This is a genomic window from Muriicola jejuensis, assembly GCF_010671595.1.
Taxonomy (GTDB): Bacteria; Bacteroidota; Bacteroidia; order Flavobacteriales; family Flavobacteriaceae; genus Muriicola; species Muriicola jejuensis.
Genome location: NZ_JAABOP010000001.1, coordinates 842,404 through 861,721, shown reverse-complemented (window position 1 = coordinate 861,721; position 19,318 = coordinate 842,404). Strand labels below are relative to the sequence as shown.

14 protein-coding genes and 1 tRNA gene are annotated in these 19,318 nt (G+C 49.5%); 9 read left to right on the top strand and 6 right to left on the bottom strand.

What is annotated here, in order from left to right:
- Positions 1-33: 33 nt before the first annotated feature.
- Positions 34-1,356 (bottom strand): HTTM domain-containing protein, encoded by a 1,323-nt coding sequence (locus GWK09_RS03890; protein WP_163691686.1) that lies wholly within the window; start codon positions 1,354-1,356, stop codon positions 34-36.
- Positions 1,357-2,283 carry a bifunctional riboflavin kinase/FAD synthetase gene (locus GWK09_RS03885; protein ID WP_163691685.1) on the bottom strand — a complete coding sequence of 309 codons (927 nt, stop codon included), beginning with the start codon at positions 2,281-2,283 and terminating at the stop codon, positions 1,357-1,359. It abuts the gene before it with no gap.
- 48 nt (positions 2,284-2,331) lie between these two features.
- Here GWK09_RS03885 and GWK09_RS03880 point away from each other — a divergent pair, with 48 nt between their 5' ends.
- Entirely contained in the window at positions 2,332-6,108 is a 3,777-nt protein-coding gene (locus GWK09_RS03880; RefSeq protein WP_163691684.1) for a reprolysin-like metallopeptidase, read from the top strand.
- Entirely contained in the window at positions 6,105-6,788 is a 684-nt protein-coding gene (locus GWK09_RS03875) for a fibronectin type III domain-containing protein (protein WP_163691683.1), read from the top strand. The genes GWK09_RS03880 and GWK09_RS03875 overlap by 4 nt, the downstream gene beginning before the upstream one ends.
- Here GWK09_RS03875 and pth read toward each other — a convergent pair whose 3' ends face one another.
- The 3 genes from pth to GWK09_RS03860 all read right to left on the bottom strand — a co-directional run bounded on the left by pth (position 6,789) and on the right by GWK09_RS03860 (position 9,123).
- On the bottom strand, positions 6,789-7,418 hold the full coding sequence (gene pth, locus GWK09_RS03870) for an aminoacyl-tRNA hydrolase (protein WP_163691682.1): 630 nt from the start codon (positions 7,416-7,418) through the stop codon (positions 6,789-6,791).
- A gap of 79 nt (positions 7,419-7,497) precedes the next feature.
- Positions 7,498-8,160, bottom strand: a complete 663-nt coding sequence (locus GWK09_RS03865; protein WP_163691681.1) for a 50S ribosomal protein L25/general stress protein Ctc — start codon at positions 8,158-8,160, stop codon at positions 7,498-7,500.
- Positions 8,161-8,181: 21 nt separating this feature from the next.
- Entirely contained in the window at positions 8,182-9,123 is a 942-nt protein-coding gene (locus GWK09_RS03860; protein ID WP_163691680.1) for a ribose-phosphate pyrophosphokinase, read from the bottom strand.
- A gap of 144 nt (positions 9,124-9,267) precedes the next feature.
- Here GWK09_RS03860 and GWK09_RS03855 point away from each other — a divergent pair.
- Positions 9,268-9,351: transfer RNA gene (locus GWK09_RS03855), tRNA-Leu, on the top strand.
- Positions 9,352-9,728: 377 nt separating this feature from the next.
- Here GWK09_RS03855 and GWK09_RS03850 read toward each other — a convergent pair.
- Positions 9,729-10,109, bottom strand: a complete 381-nt coding sequence (locus GWK09_RS03850; RefSeq protein ID WP_163691679.1) for a DUF7670 domain-containing protein — start codon at positions 10,107-10,109, stop codon at positions 9,729-9,731.
- Between the two features lie 566 nt (positions 10,110-10,675).
- Between GWK09_RS03850 and GWK09_RS14930 the strand changes: the two genes are divergently transcribed.
- From GWK09_RS14930 to GWK09_RS03820, 6 genes are all read left to right on the top strand, one after another.
- Positions 10,676-10,846 (top strand): DUF6747 family protein, encoded by a 171-nt coding sequence (locus GWK09_RS14930; protein ID WP_204260355.1) that lies wholly within the window; start codon positions 10,676-10,678, stop codon positions 10,844-10,846.
- Between the two features lie 273 nt (positions 10,847-11,119).
- A complete protein-coding gene (locus GWK09_RS03840) occupies positions 11,120-12,334 on the top strand; it encodes a DNA polymerase Y family protein (protein WP_163691677.1) in 1,215 nt (404 codons plus the stop codon).
- Between the two features lie 33 nt (positions 12,335-12,367).
- On the top strand, positions 12,368-12,757 hold the full coding sequence (locus tag GWK09_RS03835; RefSeq protein ID WP_239530631.1) for a four helix bundle protein: 390 nt from the start codon (positions 12,368-12,370) through the stop codon (positions 12,755-12,757).
- A gap of 65 nt (positions 12,758-12,822) precedes the next feature.
- On the top strand, positions 12,823-15,870 hold the full coding sequence (locus tag GWK09_RS03830) for a DNA polymerase III subunit alpha (RefSeq protein WP_163692497.1): 3,048 nt from the start codon (positions 12,823-12,825) through the stop codon (positions 15,868-15,870).
- A gap of 63 nt (positions 15,871-15,933) precedes the next feature.
- A complete protein-coding gene (locus tag GWK09_RS03825; RefSeq protein WP_239530616.1) occupies positions 15,934-16,851 on the top strand; it encodes an alpha/beta hydrolase in 918 nt (305 codons plus the stop codon).
- A 441-nt stretch (positions 16,852-17,292) separates the two neighbouring features.
- A complete protein-coding gene (locus GWK09_RS03820) occupies positions 17,293-19,194 on the top strand; it encodes a tetratricopeptide repeat protein (RefSeq protein WP_163691676.1) in 1,902 nt (633 codons plus the stop codon).
- Positions 19,195-19,318 lie beyond the last annotated feature (124 nt).

The window sequence follows — 19,318 nt, the reverse complement described above, 5'->3', positions numbered from 1 at the left end:
GGCGAAATCGAAGGGACCGCCTGCCAGGGAATTTCAATCCGATCTGAGGGGGGATGGCAGGATCCAGGAATGGTGTTTGAAATGACTCCACTTTTCGGCGGCCAAGTCCACCGAAGGGTCGGTAAATGGCTGGAGTGGCTTTCCGTTGATGCTAACGCGTGCTTTGGCAAAGACCGAGACCTCCTTTCCTTCCTTGGCGTATTCCTTTCGCAGGAACTGGGCAAACTGCCAGATATAGTCCGGGTAACAGGATACCTTTTCCAACTGTTGGGAACTCAGGTATAAACCCGGATGAACGACGGAAGTCTCCCCTGTCTGATTTTCCCTGACCATAAACTGCACCAGGCCGGATCGCGCCCTCAGCATCATCCTCCAGCTCATTCGGTGGCCTTCCTCTGTCCAAAGGACGTCATCCGCTATAAAGTGATGGCGCAGTGGCAGCCCGATCTGGAATATGAAATAGATCCCCAGGCCGAGCAGGAGAGGCTTTTTGTATGTAGGAACGCGGATCTCTTCTCCTGCATACGGGGTTTTTCCCGGAAGGAAGATCCTGCGGATCGTTTCAGGCGGAAAGAAAAAGACTGTAAAGGCCAGGGCCAGATAGGGGAAAATGCCGATCTGGAACACGATGGAATTGAACAGGTGGAAAAAGATAGAAAATCCGAAGGCCCATTTCCTTGTGGGTTTCCAGAGGAGGGCCGGTACGATCAGCATGTCGAACACGATACCCGTAACACCTACCACATAATGCACCCAGGGGTGCTGCAGCCACTCCCCAATGAGGGGATAGGAGGCCTTTCCCTTTAGAAGGATGGCAATGATGGAGAAATCGAGCCAGTCTCCATAAAGCTTGGCGATGGCTGCGTAGGTATAAACTATAAACAACTGGAAGATCACGGTCCACCTCACCCAGGCAGGCATATGGTTGGAAAGCAGGGTTGGGTTTTTCCTGCTGTCGAGGGAAGCATATCGCTCTGCCGGTGTGAAACACATCAGGAAGGAGATGAGGATGAGCAGGTAGTAATGGTTGTTATAGGCGGTTTTTTGCATGAGGTAGACCGCGGTCCACATCAGGGTGAAGGTTATGATACTCCACCGGTATTTATAACCAAGGGCGATGCAAAGGCCCAGGGTACCCATGAGTGCAAAGTACAAATACATCCAGTTTCCCGGCAGGGGTTGCAGCCATTCAAAACCTATGAAAGTAAAAGTGAAGGCCGGTTCAATAAAGACCCTTCGCACCCAGCCTGTGAGGATGGCACCAAAACATTCGAAGCTGATCAGCAGTCCAAAAAAGATCCTGAAGACGATTAGGGGAGTGTTGTCTACCCTTTTAAATAACGCCTGCTGCCACATTTAACCCGAAATTATACGTTTCGCGCTCTCCGTGTCCCTGGACAATTGATCCTTCAGGTCGTCCAGGGAGTTGAACTTTTGTTCCTCCCGGATCCACTCCAGGATATGGACCTGTATGGTTTGATGGTAAAGGTCTGTGTCCAAATCGAAGAAATGGACCTCAATGCCGTGCTCCTGACCGTTTACGGTGGGGTTGTACCCTATGTTCATCATCCCGTGAACGGTTCGCCCCATAAGGGTACTCCTGACTACATACACCCCGTTTTTAGGGATCAGCTTATAGGATTCTTCGATCTTTAAATTAGCCGTGGGATAACCGAGCTGTTTACCCAGGCCTTTCCCCTTGATGACCTTTCCAGTGAGCATAAAGTCGTAGCCCAGGTAGGCATTGGCCGTGGCCACATCCCCCTGGAGCAGAGCATTCCTGATCTTAGTAGAACTCACCGCAACGGCTTCTATTTCCTGAGCCGGGATCTCCTCCACCTCAAAATCAAGGGCGTTGCCAAAGGCGATAAGGTCGTTGATATTGGCGTTCCGGTTACGCCCGAAACGGTGGTCATATCCAATGATGACTTTTTTGGTATGAAGCGCATTGACCAGGACATCCCTGACAAAGGCCGTTGCGCTCAGCCTGGAAAAGGTCTTGGTAAAGGGCTGGATGATGAGATAATCTATACCGAGACTGTCGAGAATCTGCTTTTTTTCTTCGATGGTATTGAGGAGTTTCAGATCTGTGTCCTTCTGCAGAACCATCCTGGGGTGGGGGAAAAAGGTCAGTACGATAGCCACCCGCTTATTCATTCTGGCATCATTTATGAGGCGCTCCAGGATAAGCCTGTGGCCAATATGGACCCCGTCAAAAGTACCTATGGTTATGACCGAGGCCTGGTTTTTATCGTATTTAGAAATGCTTTGGACTGTAATCACTCGCTGGAAAAATAAAAAAACTTATTTTTAATTTTTTAAAGTCCCCGAATGACGACAAAACTACGTCTTGTTTTGCCAATAACCATGTTATTTGCCTGCTTTTACGCTGCAGGGCAAACGGGATACTGGCAACCCGCCGAGGTAAAGAACGAACTCCTGCCCCCGGATATTGAAAGGCTGAACGACCAACAACTTCGATTTTATTCCCTGGAGAATGAAAACCTCAACAGGGAACTCACCCGTATCACTTCCAAAACAACTGACAAGACTCAGGTATTTTTCCCTTCCCCCGAGGGTAGACTGGAGGCGTATACGGTGGAAGAAACCCCCGTTTTTGACCCGGGGCTCACAGCCCGGTATCCACAGATCAGATCCTTCACTGGTACGGCTGTAAATGATCCCAACAAGAGGGTTCGCTTCAGTGTCTCACAAAACGGGATCGAAGCCATGTTCGTCATTTCGGGAGAAGAGAGAAAGTGGTTTATGCAGAGGGTTACCCGCCAGTCAGAGGAGTACGTCCTCTACAACCGGAAAGGGGATTCTGGGGAAGCCGATAAATTCGTGTGTGCCACTGAGGACAAACGGATGGAATCTGCCCGGGAAAGTACGGCCAAACTCGTTGATGATCAGCGCCTGAGGAAATACAGGATTGCTGTTTCTGCCACAGGAGAATACACTCAGTATCACGGGGGAACGGTCGCAGATGCCCTGGCTGCCATCAATGCCACGCTCACCAGGGTGAACGAAGTATTCATCACGGATCTGGGCATCACCCTGGAACTGGTTGCTGACAATGATCTGGTTATCTATACGAATCCGGAGACAGATCCTTACCAGGCGAATCTCAATTCAGAGGTACAAACCACCCTAAACAATTTGATAGGCGACCTCAATTACGACGTAGGGCACCTGTTCCACGAAGATACCAATGGGGGGAATGCCGGTTTTATCGGGTCGGTTTGCCGGACCAACCAGAAGGGAAGTGCCTATTCGGCAGCCCTGAACCCGCAAGGAGACCTGTTCGACCTGGATTATGTGTCTCATGAACTGGGCCACCAGTTCGGGGCCAATCACACCTGGTCATTCGATTCCGAAGGGACCGGAGTACAGGCAGAGCCCGCCAGCGGTTCCACGATTATGGGATACGCGGGAATAGTTCAGGGGGAGAATGTTCAGAGTAACGGAGATGATTATTTTCACTATTACAGCATCTTTCAGATCTCGGCCTATGTCCTTACCACCAGCTGTGCGGTGGAGACCGCAATTGCCAACTCACCCCCTGTAATTACCCCATCTGAAGACTATGTGATTCCGAAGGGTACCGCATTTGTCCTGTCCGGTGTAGCCTCTGACCCCGACCCATCAGACGTGCTAACCTACACTTGGGAACAGATAGACAACGGGGTGGTCACCACCAGTACTTTCGGCCCCCAGAATGCCAGTGGGGCCAATTTCCGATCCCTGCCGCCAACCACCTCCCCGAAACGATACTTCCCAAGGCTTTCCCGAGTGGTACAGGGTCAGTTAACGCAGACCAATCCGCCCATCAACTCTGCCTGGGAATCCGTTTCCAATGTACAGAGGGAGATGAATTTTGCCCTGACTGTAAGGGACAATGCAGCGGAAGGGGGGCAGGTCGCTTCTGATGTGTTGAATATACGTGTCAGCAATGCGGCCGGGCCTTTTACGGTTCTCTCTCAGTCTGCATCTGAGACCTATAGTGCCGGGACCGTTCAAACCGTGACCTGGGATGTGGCCAACACCAACTCCCCACCAATAAATGCTCAATTCGTAGAAATCCTCCTGTCTCTTGACGGAGGCCTCACCTTTCCGATCGTCCTGTCAGATAAGGCGGAGAACGATGGATCTCATGAGGTATTGCTGCCGGGGGATGCCACCTCTACGGCCCGGATCATGGTTAAAGGCCTGCAGAATGTGTTCTTCGCGCTGAACAGTACCAATTTCACCATTGAGGAATCTCCCTTTGTACTCCAGTTGGAGGACCTGGCCTTTGACGTCTGCCAGCCGGCAGACGAGGTCATTCCGTTTGTGTACCAGACCTACGGGGGTTTTAATGAGGAGGTGACCTTCAGTGCTGTCGGCTTACCCGGTGGACTAGGGGCGAGCTTCCTGCCCGGGACCGCTACTGCCAACGGAACCCCGGTAGACCTGACCATCTCCAATACCTCCTCCGTTGCAGAGGGTCAATATCCCATACAGATCAGAGCAACAGCCCCATCCTTTACCCAGGAGGTTACCGTGCTCCTGAATGTCTTCGACACAGAATTCCCGGAGGTCACTCTTCTGAGTCCCGCGAATTCCTCCTCAGGAATACCGCTGAGGCCAATCCTGAGCTGGGACACTCCGGCCATCAACAATACCTATGATGTACAGATAGCTTCAGACCCCTCATTCACGAACATCGTACAGTCTGCCAGGATTATCGACAAGAGTTATACAGCGGAGGCCCTGTTGCCCGAAACCACCTATTACTGGAGGGTTAAACCGGTTACAAACTGCGGGGAAGGAGTCTATGGAAGTGCCTTCAGTTTTACAACCCTGCCGGTAAACTGCAAATTCAAAAGCGCCCAGGGTCTGCCGGTATCCATCTCCTCAACGGGTACGCCAACGGTACAGGCTAGAATACTTGTGGTGGATGACCTGCCTGTGGCGGATATCAATGTCTCTTTAAATATCGATCACACCTTTTTATCCGACCTCATCATCAGCCTGATCTCACCGGCCGGTACCGAGGTTATCCTGACCTCCAATTCCTGTGGACAGCTGGAAAATGTCAATGCAGTTTTTGACGACGATGCACCTCCTTTTGTCTGTGGGGGCAACCCTGCCATCAGTGGTACGGTAAAACCCCTGGGATCCCTGGCCTCCTTCAATGGGGAATCCTCTTTCGGAGAGTGGATTTTGCTGGTCAGGGATACGGCCCCTGCCGATGGCGGACTTATACAGGACTTTACTCTGGAGCTCTGTGTGGAGGGCGTATTCAGGCCTGATGCGGACGGGGATAACGTTTTTGATGACGGAGACGACCTCTGCCTGGGAACGCCCCCGAATACGGAGGTTAACGCAAACGGATGCCCGGTGTACCGCTTTGAGCAGAACAATTTCAACGTACAGCTTACCAGTGAGTCCTGTATAAGCAATAATGACGGGGTGATCCGGATCACGGCAAATGCGGCTCTGGACTACTCCCTCTCCATCACAGGGAATGGAATCAATGAGACCTCCGCTTTCAACAACACCTTTGAATTGACAAACCTGTCTGCTGGAAATTATACGGCCTGTATTAACGGCACGGATGGAAGCATCACCTATGAGGAATTTTGTTTTGATTTTGTCATCTCCGAACCTGATCCTCTCTCTGTGCTCATCTCACTGGATCCCGATGCATCTCGGGCCACCCTCAGCCTCAGCGGGTCTCAATTTTACAATGTGGAACTAAACGGAATCCTGACCCAAACGACCGGTGCGGAATACACCCTTAACCTTAAGACAGGATTAAATACTATCAAGGTCACAGGTGCGTTGTCCTGCCAGGGAGTATATGAAGAAGTGGTCCTGGTAGGCCGGGATCCGGTGGTATACCCCAACCCGTTCCAGGGAGAATTGGAGGTATTTGTACCCCCGGTGGGTGAAAGGATTCAAGTAAATATTTACAACCTCCTTGGGCAGTTGGTGCACAGCGCACAGTATGCGGGCGGAGAAGAATCCATACGGATGGAACTCGGCAGTTTGCCGGCGGGTGTATATCTGCTCAGGGTAAGCGGGGAGTATATCAACTATTCAACTAAGGTCATAAAGCGATGAGAAAAGAATTTGTTTTATACCTGGGGATTTTGGCGATGGCTTGCGGGAAGGATTCACCCAAACCACCCGAGGCCGCCTTGCTGAGTTTTCCCTTGCAGAATTCCGAGTGTACTACGGGTGTGAGCCTGAACAATAATACGAGTCAGGTCGAATTCAGATGGCAGGAAGCCCGGTACGCAGACACCTATGAATTAAAGGTGACAAACGTCCTTACCGGCCTGTCCATCACCAACGCCCCGACCACTGCCCTCAGTTCCTTTGTACCCGTCCTAAAAGGTACTCCCTATAAATGGAGGATCACCACAAGGAATACGGAGACACAGGAGATCGGATTCAGTGAGGAATGGTTCTTCTACAATGCCGGGACCCAGACTACCTATCCGCCCTTTCCGGCCCAGTTGATTGAGCCGGCATCCGGTACACCTGTGGTCAGGGACCTCAACAATGAGATTACGCTTAAATGGACGAGTGGCGACGCCGATAATGATATCCAATCCTACGAGGTCTACCTGGATACGGATCCCGACCCCCAGCAGCTGGTGGCTTCCCCTTCGGTGAGTATCACCCAGGTAAAGGCCAGTGTGGCTATTGATACGGTCTATTACTGGAAGGTACTCACTCTCGACAGGGCCGGGAATATCTCGGATTCAGGGGTGTATTCCTTCAGGGTGATCCGGTGATCAGGTGTTGTTGAAGGTATTCATGGTGATGTTCACCCCCTGTAGTACAAAGGATTCTATGAGAGAAGCGCACCTGTCCAGTCGCTCTGGCAAGGCTTTGTCCTCTTCCTCATTCCATCTTCCCAGGACGTATTCTACCTGTCTGCCTTTGGGGAAATCAGACCCGAGTCCGAACCGGAGCCGGTTGTAAGTAGCGGTCTGGAGGGTTTGTTGCACATCTGCCAGGCCGTTATGACCTCCGTCGCTTCCCTTGGTCTTTAGTCGAAGGGTGCCAAAAGGAAGGTTGATATCATCGGTGATGATCAAAAGGTGTTCCAGGGGAATCTTCTCCTTTTCCAGCCAGTAGTGAACGGCTTTACCGCTGCGATTCATAAAGGTGGAAGGCTTCAGCAGGAGCACGCTACGCCCCTTGATCTTGAAGGACGCAGTGTCCCCCAGTTTGTTGGGGGCAAAGCTAATTTCTTTTTTTCCGGCAAGAGCATCCAGCACCTGGAAGCCTATATTATGCCTGGTGTGGACGTATTCCAATCCAATATTGCCAAGGCCTGCGATCAGATATTTTTTCATGGGGTCTTCTTCGTTTAGAAGGGTTGAAGATTTGCCGAAAAGGAATGAGAATAAAGAGCGCATATTAGGAAACTCACCCGGCTAAAATACAAAAGCATCCCAAGATTGGACCCGGGATGCTTTTTGAATGTTCTCGTAAAAATTATTCCTTCTCTTCAGCAGAGGCTTCAGCAGCTTCAGCAGGAGCAGCTTCTCCTTCTGCAGTCGCTTCAGCGCCTTCCAGTTCTTCATCATCACCTTCTTCCTCGACCACCACAGCGGCACGGGCCATCTTAACCTGTACCACAACCGTAGTATCGGGATGGAGGATGGTGAATTTGTCGTTCAGCAGGGATTCAACGGTGATGTTGTCCCCGATCTTGAGGGTAGAAATATCGATGTCGAAGAAATCCGGCAGGTTTGCAGGAAGCGCCCTGATGGCCAGTTTCCTTTTCCTGAAGAGGAGTCGACCCCCGTTCCTTACCCCTGGAGAATTCCCGTGCAGACGAACGGGAATGTTCATGGTGAGTTCCTTGTCCTCGAACAGCTGATAGAAATCGATGTGCAGGATGCTATCCGTTACCGGATGGAATTGAATGTCCTGCATGATGGCATTCACCTTCTTCCCGCCTTCCAGTTCAACCACAACAGTGTGGGCGTTGGGGGTGTACACCAGGTCTCTGAACGATAGTTCATCTGCTGCAAAGTGCAATGGCTGTTCCCCTCCGTATACCACGCAAGGGACCTTTCCAGCATTACGTAGGGCCTTCGTTGCCTTCTTGCCCACGCTTTCTCTTTCTGATCCTTTGATTGTAATTGACTTCATTATTTAGATTTAAATTGATATTTACATGATGAATTTTGAAGCGATCGAGGTGTTGTGGTGCACCCGGTGCATCACATCTGCGAAGAGATCTGCGCAGCTCAATACCTTTATTTTATCGCTTTTGGCGTGAGTCGGGATGGAATCCGTAATGATGAGTTCCTGTAATTTCGACTTCTGAATTCTTTCATACGCATTGCCAGACAGCAATCCGTGTGTGGTGATGGCGCGCACACTCAGGGCTCCGCGTTCCATCATGAGGTCTGCCGCCTTGGTGAGTGTGCCGGCGGTATCTACCATATCGTCTACGAGGACCACATTCCTGTCTTTGACCTCCCCAATGAGTTCCATATGGGAGATCTTGTTGGCCTTGGCCCGTTGTTTATAGCAGATCACCACATCGCTGGAAAGGGCCTTGGAATAGGCATATGCCCTTTTGGATCCACCCATGTCAGGGGAGGCGATGGTGAGGTTCTTCAGCTTGAGTTTTTCCAGGTAGGGCAGGAAGAGGGTAGAGGCAAACAAATGGTCTACCGGCTTTTCGAAAAAACCCTGTATCTGGTCTGCATGCAGGTCCATGGTAATGATGCGTGTGGCACCTGCGGTCTCCAGCATTTTCGCGACCAGTTTAGCGGCTATGGGTACCCGGGGCTTGTCTTTGCGGTCCTGGCGGGCCCACCCGAAATAGGGCATTACAGCGGTGATATGCCTGGCCGAGGCCCTTTTGGCAGCATCGATCATCAGTAGCATCTCCATCAGGTTTTCCGGGCCCGGATGAGTAGAGCCGATGATAAAGATGCGGGTACCTCGTATAGACTCCTCGAAGGAGGGTTGGAATTCCCCGTCGCTGTAGCGTGAAAACAATACCTTCCCCAGATCCGTCCCGTAGGATTTGGCGATTTTTTGCCCCAGTTCCATACTCTGGGTACAGGCAAATATTTTCGGTTCGGGCACTTGGTACGGCATGTCTAAATCCTTGTTCGCTAGTTTTTTAGGGCGCCTTTTTACAAAGGAGGTGCAAATTTAAACAAATATTTGTGTAAAGGCCGATTAATGGGCAGAATTTTAAGGGCTCAAAACAAATTATTTTTTAGCTTTGCAAACCCATTTGCCTCGGTGGCGGAATTGGTAGACGCGCTGGATTCAAAATCCAGTGATAGCAATATCGTGTGGGTTCGATTCCCACCCGAGGTACGGATAAACCACAAAAGAGTGGAAGTATGAGCGAGCTTCAAAAAAAGAAGCTCGCTTCTTTTTTTGAAGTGAACGAAATGCTTGCTTTTGTGGTTTTCAAAACGAGCTCGAAGGGAAGCTTGCCGTCAGGCAAGCAATCCCAGCGAGTTTTGATGCATGAGTTGTGCAGCGGGTTTTATTGAGAAGTAAACGAAATACTTCTTTTTGCGGTTTTCAAAACGAGCTCGAAGGGAAGCTTGCCGTCAGGCAAGCAATCCCGGCGATTTTTGATGTGCTACGCTGTGCGAAGTTGTAAACTTCGCACTTTTGTGATCATAATTGGTCGGAAAATTTCTACGAAGTGACACTCTTCGCGCAGTGGGTGGGCGGGGTCTTCTTCAGACGCCACCTTCTTTTTGCATGGCATTAGCCACGAATAGCGCACCTGTGATCACGAAGGGGATGGTAATAACCCCAATGATCCCGAGACTCATCCAAACCGAATGGTTCATGTTGTAATTCAGGGTGAAGACGACCGGACTCAGCACCAGACCCAGGATGAAGAAGAGTATACCTCCCAGCATTTCCCGTTTCCATGCAATTAGCAGAAGCAGGAGCAAGACGAACGACGGGATAAGGTGGATGAGGAAGGCCCCGAGCTGTTGCCAGAGCGTCAGGCCCGGTTCGAAGGCATCGAGTGCGAAAATGCTTATAAAGAGGATGGCCAGGATCCCTAGGACCCTGGGAGACCAGTACAGTATTTTACGCTTCTTTTTCAACTCTAAAAGATTGGATCCGAAAAATATGATATAATGCCATGGAGAACTATGATATCCGTCAGGATTATCGCCTAACTTTACATTGAACGCAAATTATACAGAGTGAAACATCATAAAGGCCTTGTCTTAATTTTATGGGGGAACTGATGATAGCTTCTTTCCTGATGTGTTCGGAAAAAGGCCAGGATCCCGCAGAGGTGAGCCCCCGATCGTTATGATGATCGAGAATTACCGGACCGGGTTGTTGAGGGAACTCTTTATGTCATGCCCTGAATTGAAAACCGGGCTTTCCCGCCTCGGGTTCAGCAGCCCTCATCTGGACTAATTCCTTATCTGTATTCCCTAGGCATTTGGCTGGGGGATGTCGCCCTGCAGTTTGTCGATTAACTCCTGCTATACATCTGCTCAGGGCAATTCGACAGGTCTCGATGAACGGTACTTTCTTTCGGTGATCTTCCGGCACCCTGCGGTTGGTCCAACTTTCAACATCGGTCGGCTAAAAGTTCTGTATCCCAATGGTGTGCCCGGTAGCTTTGTGAGTACTATTGAAATGAAAATTGTACTATATGAAGACACTATTACTCATGAGGGAGATTTACGTGGAAGCTTTCAAGGCACTGGAGATTTTTTTCGTCAGGAAATTCTTTAAAATCTTTGCCTGGTTTAGCTTTATCATGTTCCTGGTGGTGCTGTACGCTTTCGTGTTCCGCCTCTTCACCGGGTTTCCCTTCGACTAAAGACAGAATCTGAATTACCTGCCCCATGCGGAAAAAGTTTGACCTGATCGACCTGTTCATCCTGGTGGGATGCCTGTTCATCTCTTTTATGGTGTTCCTGATCATTCAGGCTTTTCAGTCGCTCTAGAGCAGGGTGGGCCAAACGGTCCCAATATTCGTACAGGCCGTACACACCAGGTGTACGGCCTTTTTCTTTTAGCATACGAATTTTAACATGGAAAAAATCCAAATACATGGAAATATTCCATATTTTAGCTATCCTTTTTCGACCGTATGCAAAAGACGATTTTACATCTGGATCTCGACACGTTTTTTGTGTCTGTGGAGCGACTCATCAACAGCGAGCTCAAAAATAAACCCATCCTGGTAGGGGGCACCAGTGACCGGGGTGTGGTGGCTGCGTGCAGCTACGAGACCCGGGGCTTCGGGGTGCATTCCGGCATGCCCATGAAGATGGCGCGGGAACTCTGCCCGGAGGCGGTGGTGATACGCGGCAATGCCGGGACCTACAGCAAGCATTCGGACCTGGTGACCGAGATCATCAAAGAGAAGGTCCCCGTCTTCGAAAAATCGAGCATTGACGAGTTTTATGCAGACCTCTCAGGCATGGACCGTTTTTTTGGTTGCTACCGTTATGCATCCGAACTGCGCAGGACCATCATGAGGGAAACGGGCCTGCCTATCTCCTTTGGCCTGTCCGTAAACAAGGTGGTCTCCAAGGTGGCCACCAACGAGGCCAAACCCAACAACCAGCTCAAGGTAGATCTCGGTTATGAGAAGCCCTTTCTGGCTCCCCTCTCCATCAAGAAGATCCCCATGGTGGGCGATAAGACCTACCAGATCCTGCGCAACCTGGGCCTGAGACAGGTCAGGACCATACAGGAAATGCCCGTGGATGTGATGCAGCGCGTACTGGGGGCCAACGGGAAGGTGATCTGGAAGCGGGCCAACGGGGTAGACAACACCCCGGTCATCCCTTTTTCGGACCGCAAATCCATCTCCACCGAACGCACTTTCGACAGGGATACCATAGATGTCGTCAGGCTGAGGGGGATCCTGATCGCTATGACGGAGAACCTGGCCTACCAGTTGAGGCGGGGCGAAAAGCTCACGGCCTGTATCGCGGTGAAGGTGCGCTATTCGGATTTCAACACCTACTCCAAACAGATGCGCATCCCCTACACCAGCGCAGACCATATCCTCATCCCCAGGATCCTGGAACTGTTCAACAGTCTGTACAACAAACGGATGCTGGTCCGCCTGGTCGGGATCAGGTTCAGCCATCTGGTACCCGGGAATTACCAGATCAACCTGTTCGAGGACACGGAGGAGGCCCTGAACCTCTACGCGGCCATGGACCGGCTTCGGGAGCGCTTCGGCGACAAGAGCGTTATCCGCGCCTCGGGCATGGGGGCGAAGACTATCGGGAGGATGGTGAACCCGTTCAATGGACAACCGCCGATCATTCTTGCTCATCGCAAACAATAATAAATTCCAAATTCCAAATTCCAAATTCCAAAAATGAGAGAGAAAATGATGAAAAATAGAAAGGTATATGATCTGGAAGAGCGGACGTACTCGTTTGCTAGAGATTGCAGAATATTTATAAAGAAATTACCAAAAACTCTCGGCAATGTGGAAGATGGTAAACAGCTTATCAAATCTTCAGGTTCTATTGGGGCCAATTACATTGAGGCAAATGAAAAATTAGGTGAGAGAGATCTTTACATGAGGCTCAAAATTGCCAGAAAAGAAGCCAAGGAAGCTTCCTACTGGTTAAGACTTTTAAGGGATATGAATGATACATATGAAAAAGAAGCCGAAATATTGATCGATGAGGTACTGCAGTTAAGAATGATCCTCTCTTCCATTCTCAACAAAGTATCAAAATCCAAAGAAGAGATTATATAAAATAGAATTCGTCAGCATTTATCCAAAGTTGGAATTTGGAATTTGGAATTTGGAATTTTTCTCAGGTGTATTTGAATTGCCATACATACTACAGCCTCCGCTACGGCACCTTCTCCGAGGTGGCCCTGTTGGAACTGGCCCGGGAAAATGAAGTCACCCGCCTGGCCCTTACCGATATCAATAATACCTCGGCCTGCCTCAACTTTGTCCGCAGGGCAGCGGATTTTGGGATACAGCCCATTTTAGGGATCGATTTCCGCAACGGGGTGGATACCTGTTTTGTGGGGATCGCCAAAAACAATGAAGGGTACCGAGAGCTCAACGAATTCCTTTCGGATCACCTCCACAGGGAGAAAAAAATTCCCGGAAAGGCCCCTGCTTTTCAAAACGCCTATGTGATCTACCCCTTCGAGAAAGTACTCCTCAATGACCAGTACCACTTTTCGGAATTTGAATACATCGGCATCTCGGTGGCAGACCTGAGGCGGTTGCCCTTTTCCAGGCTTATAGAATACAGGGACAAATTGGTGGTCTTACAACCCGTCACCTTCAGGAATAAGCGCGATTTCAATGCGCACCGTCTCCTCCGCGCCATCGACAATAATGTGTTGCTGAGCAAGTTGCCGGAAGAAGAGCAGGCCTCCCCCGAGGAAAAGATGTTTCCCGTCCGCAACCTGGCGGAGGTCTTTTCCGAATATTCCTTCATCCTGAAGAACACGGAACAGCTCATGCAATTGTGCAGCATCCATTTCGACTTCTCCTCAGAACGAAAACCGCAGAACCTGAGCACTTATCTCGGAAGCCGGGAGGCAGACGAGACTCTCCTGGAAGAATTGTGCCAAAAAGGGCTACCCTACCGCTACCCGGAGGTAGACGACCGTATCCTAAACCGCATGGCAAAGGAGCTGGACCTTATCAAGGACAAGGGGTTCGTCTCCTACTTCCTCATCAACTGGGATATCGTCTCCGAAGCGAGAAGGCGCGGCTTCTACTACGTGGGGCGGGGGAGCGGGGCCAACAGCATCGTGGCCTACCTGTTGCGGATCACCGATGTAGACCCCATTGAACTCGACCTCTACTTTGAACGTTTTATCAACCTCTACCGGACCAATCCGCCCGATTTCGACATCGATTTTTCATGGAAGGACCGGGAGGAGATCACCCGGTACATCTTTGACCGCTTTCCGCATGTCGCCCTGCTAGGCACTTATGTCACCTTTAAGTCGAGAGGTGTGATCCGGGAACTCGGCAAGGTCTTTGGACTGCCCAAGGCGGAGATCGACTTCCTCTGCGAAGGGCATTACAACCCCTCTGACCTGGATGGGGTCTCCCTCCTGGTCCTCAAATACGGCAACCTGATCAAGGACATGCCCAATTACCTCAGTATCCACGCCGGGGGGATCCTCATCAGTGACAGATCCCTCCACTGTTTTTCCGCCACCCACCTCCCTCCCAAAGGTTTTGCCACTACCCAGTTCGACATGGTGATCGCCGAGGACGTAGGCCTGTACAAGTTCGACATCCTGGGGCAGCGGGGCCTGGCCAAGATCAAAGAGGCCATAGAGATCCTGGCCTTCAACCAGCCGGAGGAACACGCCTCCATCGACATACACGACATCAAGGCCTTTAAGCAGGACCCGCAGATCAACGGCATGATACGGTCTGCCCAGTGTATGGGCTGTTTCTATGTGGAATCGCCTGCCATGCGAATGCTGCTCAGGAAACTGGAGGTAGACACCTACCTGGGCCTGGTGGCTGCCAGTTCCATCATCAGGCCAGGGGTGGCCCAGAGCGGGATGATGCGGGAGTATATCATGAGGCACCGAAATCCCGGCAGGGCAGAGGAGAAGGGACATCCGGTAATGCTCGACATCATGCCCGACACCTACGGGGTGATGGTCTACCAGGAGGATGTGATCAAGGTGGCCCACTATTTTGCAGGTCTCACCCTGGGGGAGGCCGACGTGCTTCGCAGGGGAATGAGCGGGAAGTACCGCTCCCGGGAAGAGTTTCAGAAGATCAGGGAGAAGTTTGTGGAAAACTGCCGCAGGAAGGGCTACGAGGACTCCCTCATCGACGAGGTCTGGCATCAGGTGGCCAGCTTTGCGGGCTATGCCTTTGCCAAGGGCCACTCGGCCTCCTATGCCGTGGAGAGCTATCAGAGCCTGTTTTTGAGGACCTACTACCCCCTCGAATATCTGGTGGCGGTGCTCAACAACGGGGGCGGTTTCTACCGACCGGAGTTCTACGTGCACGAGGCGCGTATGCTGGGCGCTGTGATCCATGCCCCCTGTGTGAACAGGAGTACAGCGGTGAACTGTATTTACGGAAAGGAGATCTACCTGGGATTTGCATACCTGAAGGAACTGGAGGCCCGGGTGATGGACCGCATCCTGAAGGAACGAAGGGCCCGAGGGCCTTTTGGTTCCCTGGAGGATTTCCTGGACCGGGTGGTTATCTCCATCGAGCAGGTGAGCATCCTGATCCGCATCGATGCCTTCCGCTTTACAGGGATCAATAAGCACGAACTCCTGTGGGAAGCCCATCTGTTCCTCAACAAAGGAAATGCGATAGACCATCCTAAACTCTTCCCGCCCGTCCACCAGGATTTCAGTATTCCACAGCTTCACTCCACAGACCTGGAGACGGCCTTTACCCAGTGGGAGCTCCTGGGGTTCTGCCTCTGCAGCCCTTTTTCCCTGCTGAAGGAACCTCCCAGGAACGACCACGGCAGCAAGGACCTCCCACGGTACGAGGGCCGTTATATCGACATCTATGGCTACCTGGTCACGGTAAAGAACACCAAGACCCATACGGGCAAGCGGATGAACTTCGCCACCCTTGTAGACCAGCAGGGGGAGGTGTTTGACACGGTCCTCTTTCCGCCTGTGGCTGCCAAATACCGTTTCAGGGGGCGGGGGATCTACCGTTTTTATGGCAAGGTGGTGAGCGAGTTTGGCTTCCTGAGCATAGAGGTGATGAAGATGCAAAAGGAGGATTACATACAGGACCCACGATATGCCGAAATGAAGACGGCTACGCAGAACAGGCTGTTAAGGGATAGGGGTAAAGAAGTCATTGATAAAGGTGCAACCCGGGCAGGAACATCCTGAATATTAACCGGGACAATTGAATATCTTTGAAGGAAAGTTATGCCGGAAACAAACATGCTAAAAATGAGCAAAAACAAAAAAATTGGGATCCATTGGATGGTTTGTTTCCTGATGATTGGCATGATCTCTTGTTCTTCTTCTGAAGTAGAAACAAGTCCAAAGCAGGAAGATAATCAGGAGGAACAACCCCTTCCTTTGACCGCAACTACTTTGACGGATGTGGCCTATGGCCAACATCCCCAGCAGAAGTACGATCTGTATCTGCCGGCCGACCGTTCCTCTTCCAGGACCAAAGTATTAGTACTCGTCCATGGGGGCGGGTGGATAGAAGGGGATAAGTCGAGTATGACACCCTTTATCGACCTCATCAAGGAACGACATCCCGATCACGCCATAGTCAATATGAACTACGTGCTGGCCACCCCGGTCCCGGTAGTCCCTGCCTTCCCCAATCAGTTCCTGGATATCGACCGGGTGGTTGAAAAACTGGTAGCCGAAAAGGAGGCTCTGCAGATCCTGCCCGAATTCGGGATGATCGGCACGAGTGCAGGAGCACACCTTTCCCTTATGTACGACTTTGTATACGATGAAGGGGACAGGATAAAATTCGTAGTGGATATCGTTGGCCCGACGGATTTTACACATCCCTTCTTTTCCGAAGACCCAAATTTTGAACTTGCCCTATCCCTTTTTGTGGATGAAAGCCAGTACCCAACAGGCACGGATTACGCCAAAGCCACCAGTCCGGTATTTCAGGTGAATCCGCAGAGTAGTCCGGTGGCCCTTTTCTACGGGGATCAGGATCCCCTGGTGCCGCTAGACAACGGTGTAGCCCTCGATTCAGCCTTAACGGCCAATGGCATCCCCCATGATTTTACCATTTATTCCGGAGGCCACGGGGATGACTGGGGTGAGGCAGATATTTTGGATCTGCAGGAGAAGATCAGTGGGTTTATAAGAGAATATCTCCTGGTTGACTGAGCCGAAATTCGTGCCCAAGCCCTTCCGACTGCTGTCGCAGTCAGTGGTCTTATTCTATTTCTTTCTTCAAGTGATTATACGTCCGGGATTGATTCCCTCACTTTGCTCGGGAATCCTTCCCGATAGCTATCAGGAGTGGTCCTGCAGAGATGCGGAATCCCTTCGCCTTCTATGCAGGAATGCGTTTCCAATTTCTACTTTTCAAGGCGAAGAAATGGAAATTTCCATTTAGGATGATTAATAATTTTAAACTTCAATCACTCTGTTTACTTTTTTTTTGGTATTGACTTGGCTCTATGAGAAGAGAAATTCCTACCTTACATAGGTTCTTGATATTGAAAATCAATATCTTAACAATCTATTTTGTGAATTTCACCTTTTTACGTTTTAAAAAAGACCGTTAAACAAAAAGGCGCGCAAACCGAATCAAATTCAAGACACATGGGGTTTTTAGATATTTTCAAAAAGAGGCCCTCATATGAAGAACTGAAGGCAAAAGCAGGAGAACTTGAAGCACGGGACGATTACTTAGAAGTGGCAAAAATCTGGAATCGTTATGGCTACTTAATACCGGACCAGAAAGCAACTTTTATACATCTTGCAGAAAATCTTGGAAGATGTGGTCATAAAAAGGAAGCAGCCGATTGGTATTATAAGGCTGTAAAGATCACTCCCGATAATTCGCCCGACTGCTCTGAAATTGAACGAATGTACGGGGAGGCATTAATGGAATGTGACAGGGATGTTGAAGCAGAAGTGCAGTTCATCATTGCTGAAGATGTTGATCCCAATAATTGGAATGTTCGGTTTAGCATGGGCAAACTGCATGAAAAGCTGGGTGAGAAAAACCTTGCTATTGGATGCTATTGTGAAGTTTATCAAAAAGCAACTCCTGAATCATCTGTTTGGAAAGAATCTCAACTAAAAATTAAGCAATTAGGAGGAAAAATACCTGAACTTTTTGAGCACCCGGAAAATCTAAAAAGGGATAAGGGTTCCAATACATCTCAAGCCACAAATAAGATTCAAGATCAGGATCCAGTTGAGGTCACAACCAATAATATTCTTTCATTGCCGGATAAAGCATTCTTTCTATATCTGGCCAGAATACTCCAGCGTACGGTGGGTCAAAATGCGCTCAAAAGTTTGGAGGGAAACGGGCCGTCTTTGAATGTAACACAGATTATCGAGAGCCTTTACAGAGAGTTTGAAGGGTATGCGGGGATATCTGGTTTACAGACTTATGAACAAGGCATTGTAAAGTTTGATGAACGAATAGATCAAACCAACAGTTTTGAGTTGAAAATCCTGACACAATGGTATTATGCTCGAACAGCCATTGTAAAATTTCAAACGGCTGATAAGCATGAACACAAACCATTTGAAGAAACAAAACTGGAGATGTTGAAAGCATGCGAAATGATTCTGGTTACAAGCGCGATGACATTTGGCTGGGATTACATACCCTCTGCACTTCAGTCCGCATGGGACCTGGATACCTTATTATTATTAAAGGAACAAAGTAAACTAGACCAGTTTATGGAATTAGGATTTGATCCTTTTGTCCATGTGGTATCTGATAAGAAAGGCCTAAGTCGTTTAAGACAGGTACCTTCTATTGATCTCGGCTCCAATATTCATGAAAAAGATACCGGGCTCCGGGAATTGGGGCAAAATCTCACAAAACAAAAGGAATGGATTCAAATAGAGGTACCTCCATTTACGGGAGATGCATATGTTGATGACTGCTTTACAATTAATTACCAGGAATTGCCGGATAGCAGAGATTGGTTTAGTATAAAGCAAATTAAAGAGGCCCAACATTACCAGTGGTCCGGCGATATGAATAAAGCACTTGAGGTGATGAGTAAGCTAGTTTCAGAATACAGCGATTTTGATATCGTTTATAGCTGGTCAGCTCAAGTTTACAGGAGAATGGGAAACTTTTCAAAGGCGATTGAAATATTGGAGGAGGGGCTTGATAAGGCAAAACTCAAGGGTGGTCTGTGTGGTGATTTGGGTTCTCTATACTTTGAGGAATTACAGGATTTGAAAAATGCAGTGAAGTGGTGGATAAGGTCATGTTCCATACAACTGGGTGGTGGTAAGGCAGACCTTGCTTTTTCTTTTCTCAATTTGTCTGCTGTAGTCAATCCTTTCCCATCAATGGATATACAAAGACAATGGCTTCTTAATCAGGCTGACCGTATTGATAACAGACGTACGCGTTTCAATGAAAAAGGATTGAATGACCGTCATCAAATGGCAATAAACCAGGGAGATCAATCAATGATCAATGCCATAAGGCTTTTATGTTCATATTATTCACATGGAAAGGATTAAGGAATAAACATAATTTCCCATTATGCAAATAGATTCTATGCCGCCCTCTGGTCTTTCTATTTTTATTCTTGACTACGATAAAATGGAGAACTTATATGGTCTTCAGGCGTTTCGAATGATTAAA

Coding starts and splice junctions, on each gene's coding strand:
- GWK09_RS03890 (WP_163691686.1), bottom strand. CDS start 1,356: ATGTGGCAGCAGGCGTTATTTAAAAGGGTAGACAACACTCCCCTAATC.
- GWK09_RS03880 (WP_163691684.1), top strand. CDS start 2,332: ATGACGACAAAACTACGTCTTGTTTTGCCAATAACCATGTTATTTGCC.
- GWK09_RS03875 (WP_163691683.1), top strand. CDS start 6,105: ATGAGAAAAGAATTTGTTTTATACCTGGGGATTTTGGCGATGGCTTGC.
- pth (WP_163691682.1), bottom strand. CDS start 7,418: ATGCGCTCTTTATTCTCATTCCTTTTCGGCAAATCTTCAACCCTTCTA.
- GWK09_RS03865 (WP_163691681.1), bottom strand. CDS start 8,160: ATGAAGTCAATTACAATCAAAGGATCAGAAAGAGAAAGCGTGGGCAAG.
- GWK09_RS03860 (WP_163691680.1), bottom strand. CDS start 9,123: ATGCCGTACCAAGTGCCCGAACCGAAAATATTTGCCTGTACCCAGAGT.
- GWK09_RS14930 (WP_204260355.1), top strand. CDS start 10,676: ATGAAGACACTATTACTCATGAGGGAGATTTACGTGGAAGCTTTCAAG.
- GWK09_RS03840 (WP_163691677.1), top strand. CDS start 11,120: ATGCAAAAGACGATTTTACATCTGGATCTCGACACGTTTTTTGTGTCT.
- GWK09_RS03835 (WP_239530631.1), top strand. CDS start 12,368: ATGAGAGAGAAAATGATGAAAAATAGAAAGGTATATGATCTGGAAGAG.
- GWK09_RS03825 (WP_239530616.1), top strand. CDS start 15,934: ATGAGCAAAAACAAAAAAATTGGGATCCATTGGATGGTTTGTTTCCTG.
- GWK09_RS03820 (WP_163691676.1), top strand. CDS start 17,293: ATGGGGTTTTTAGATATTTTCAAAAAGAGGCCCTCATATGAAGAACTG.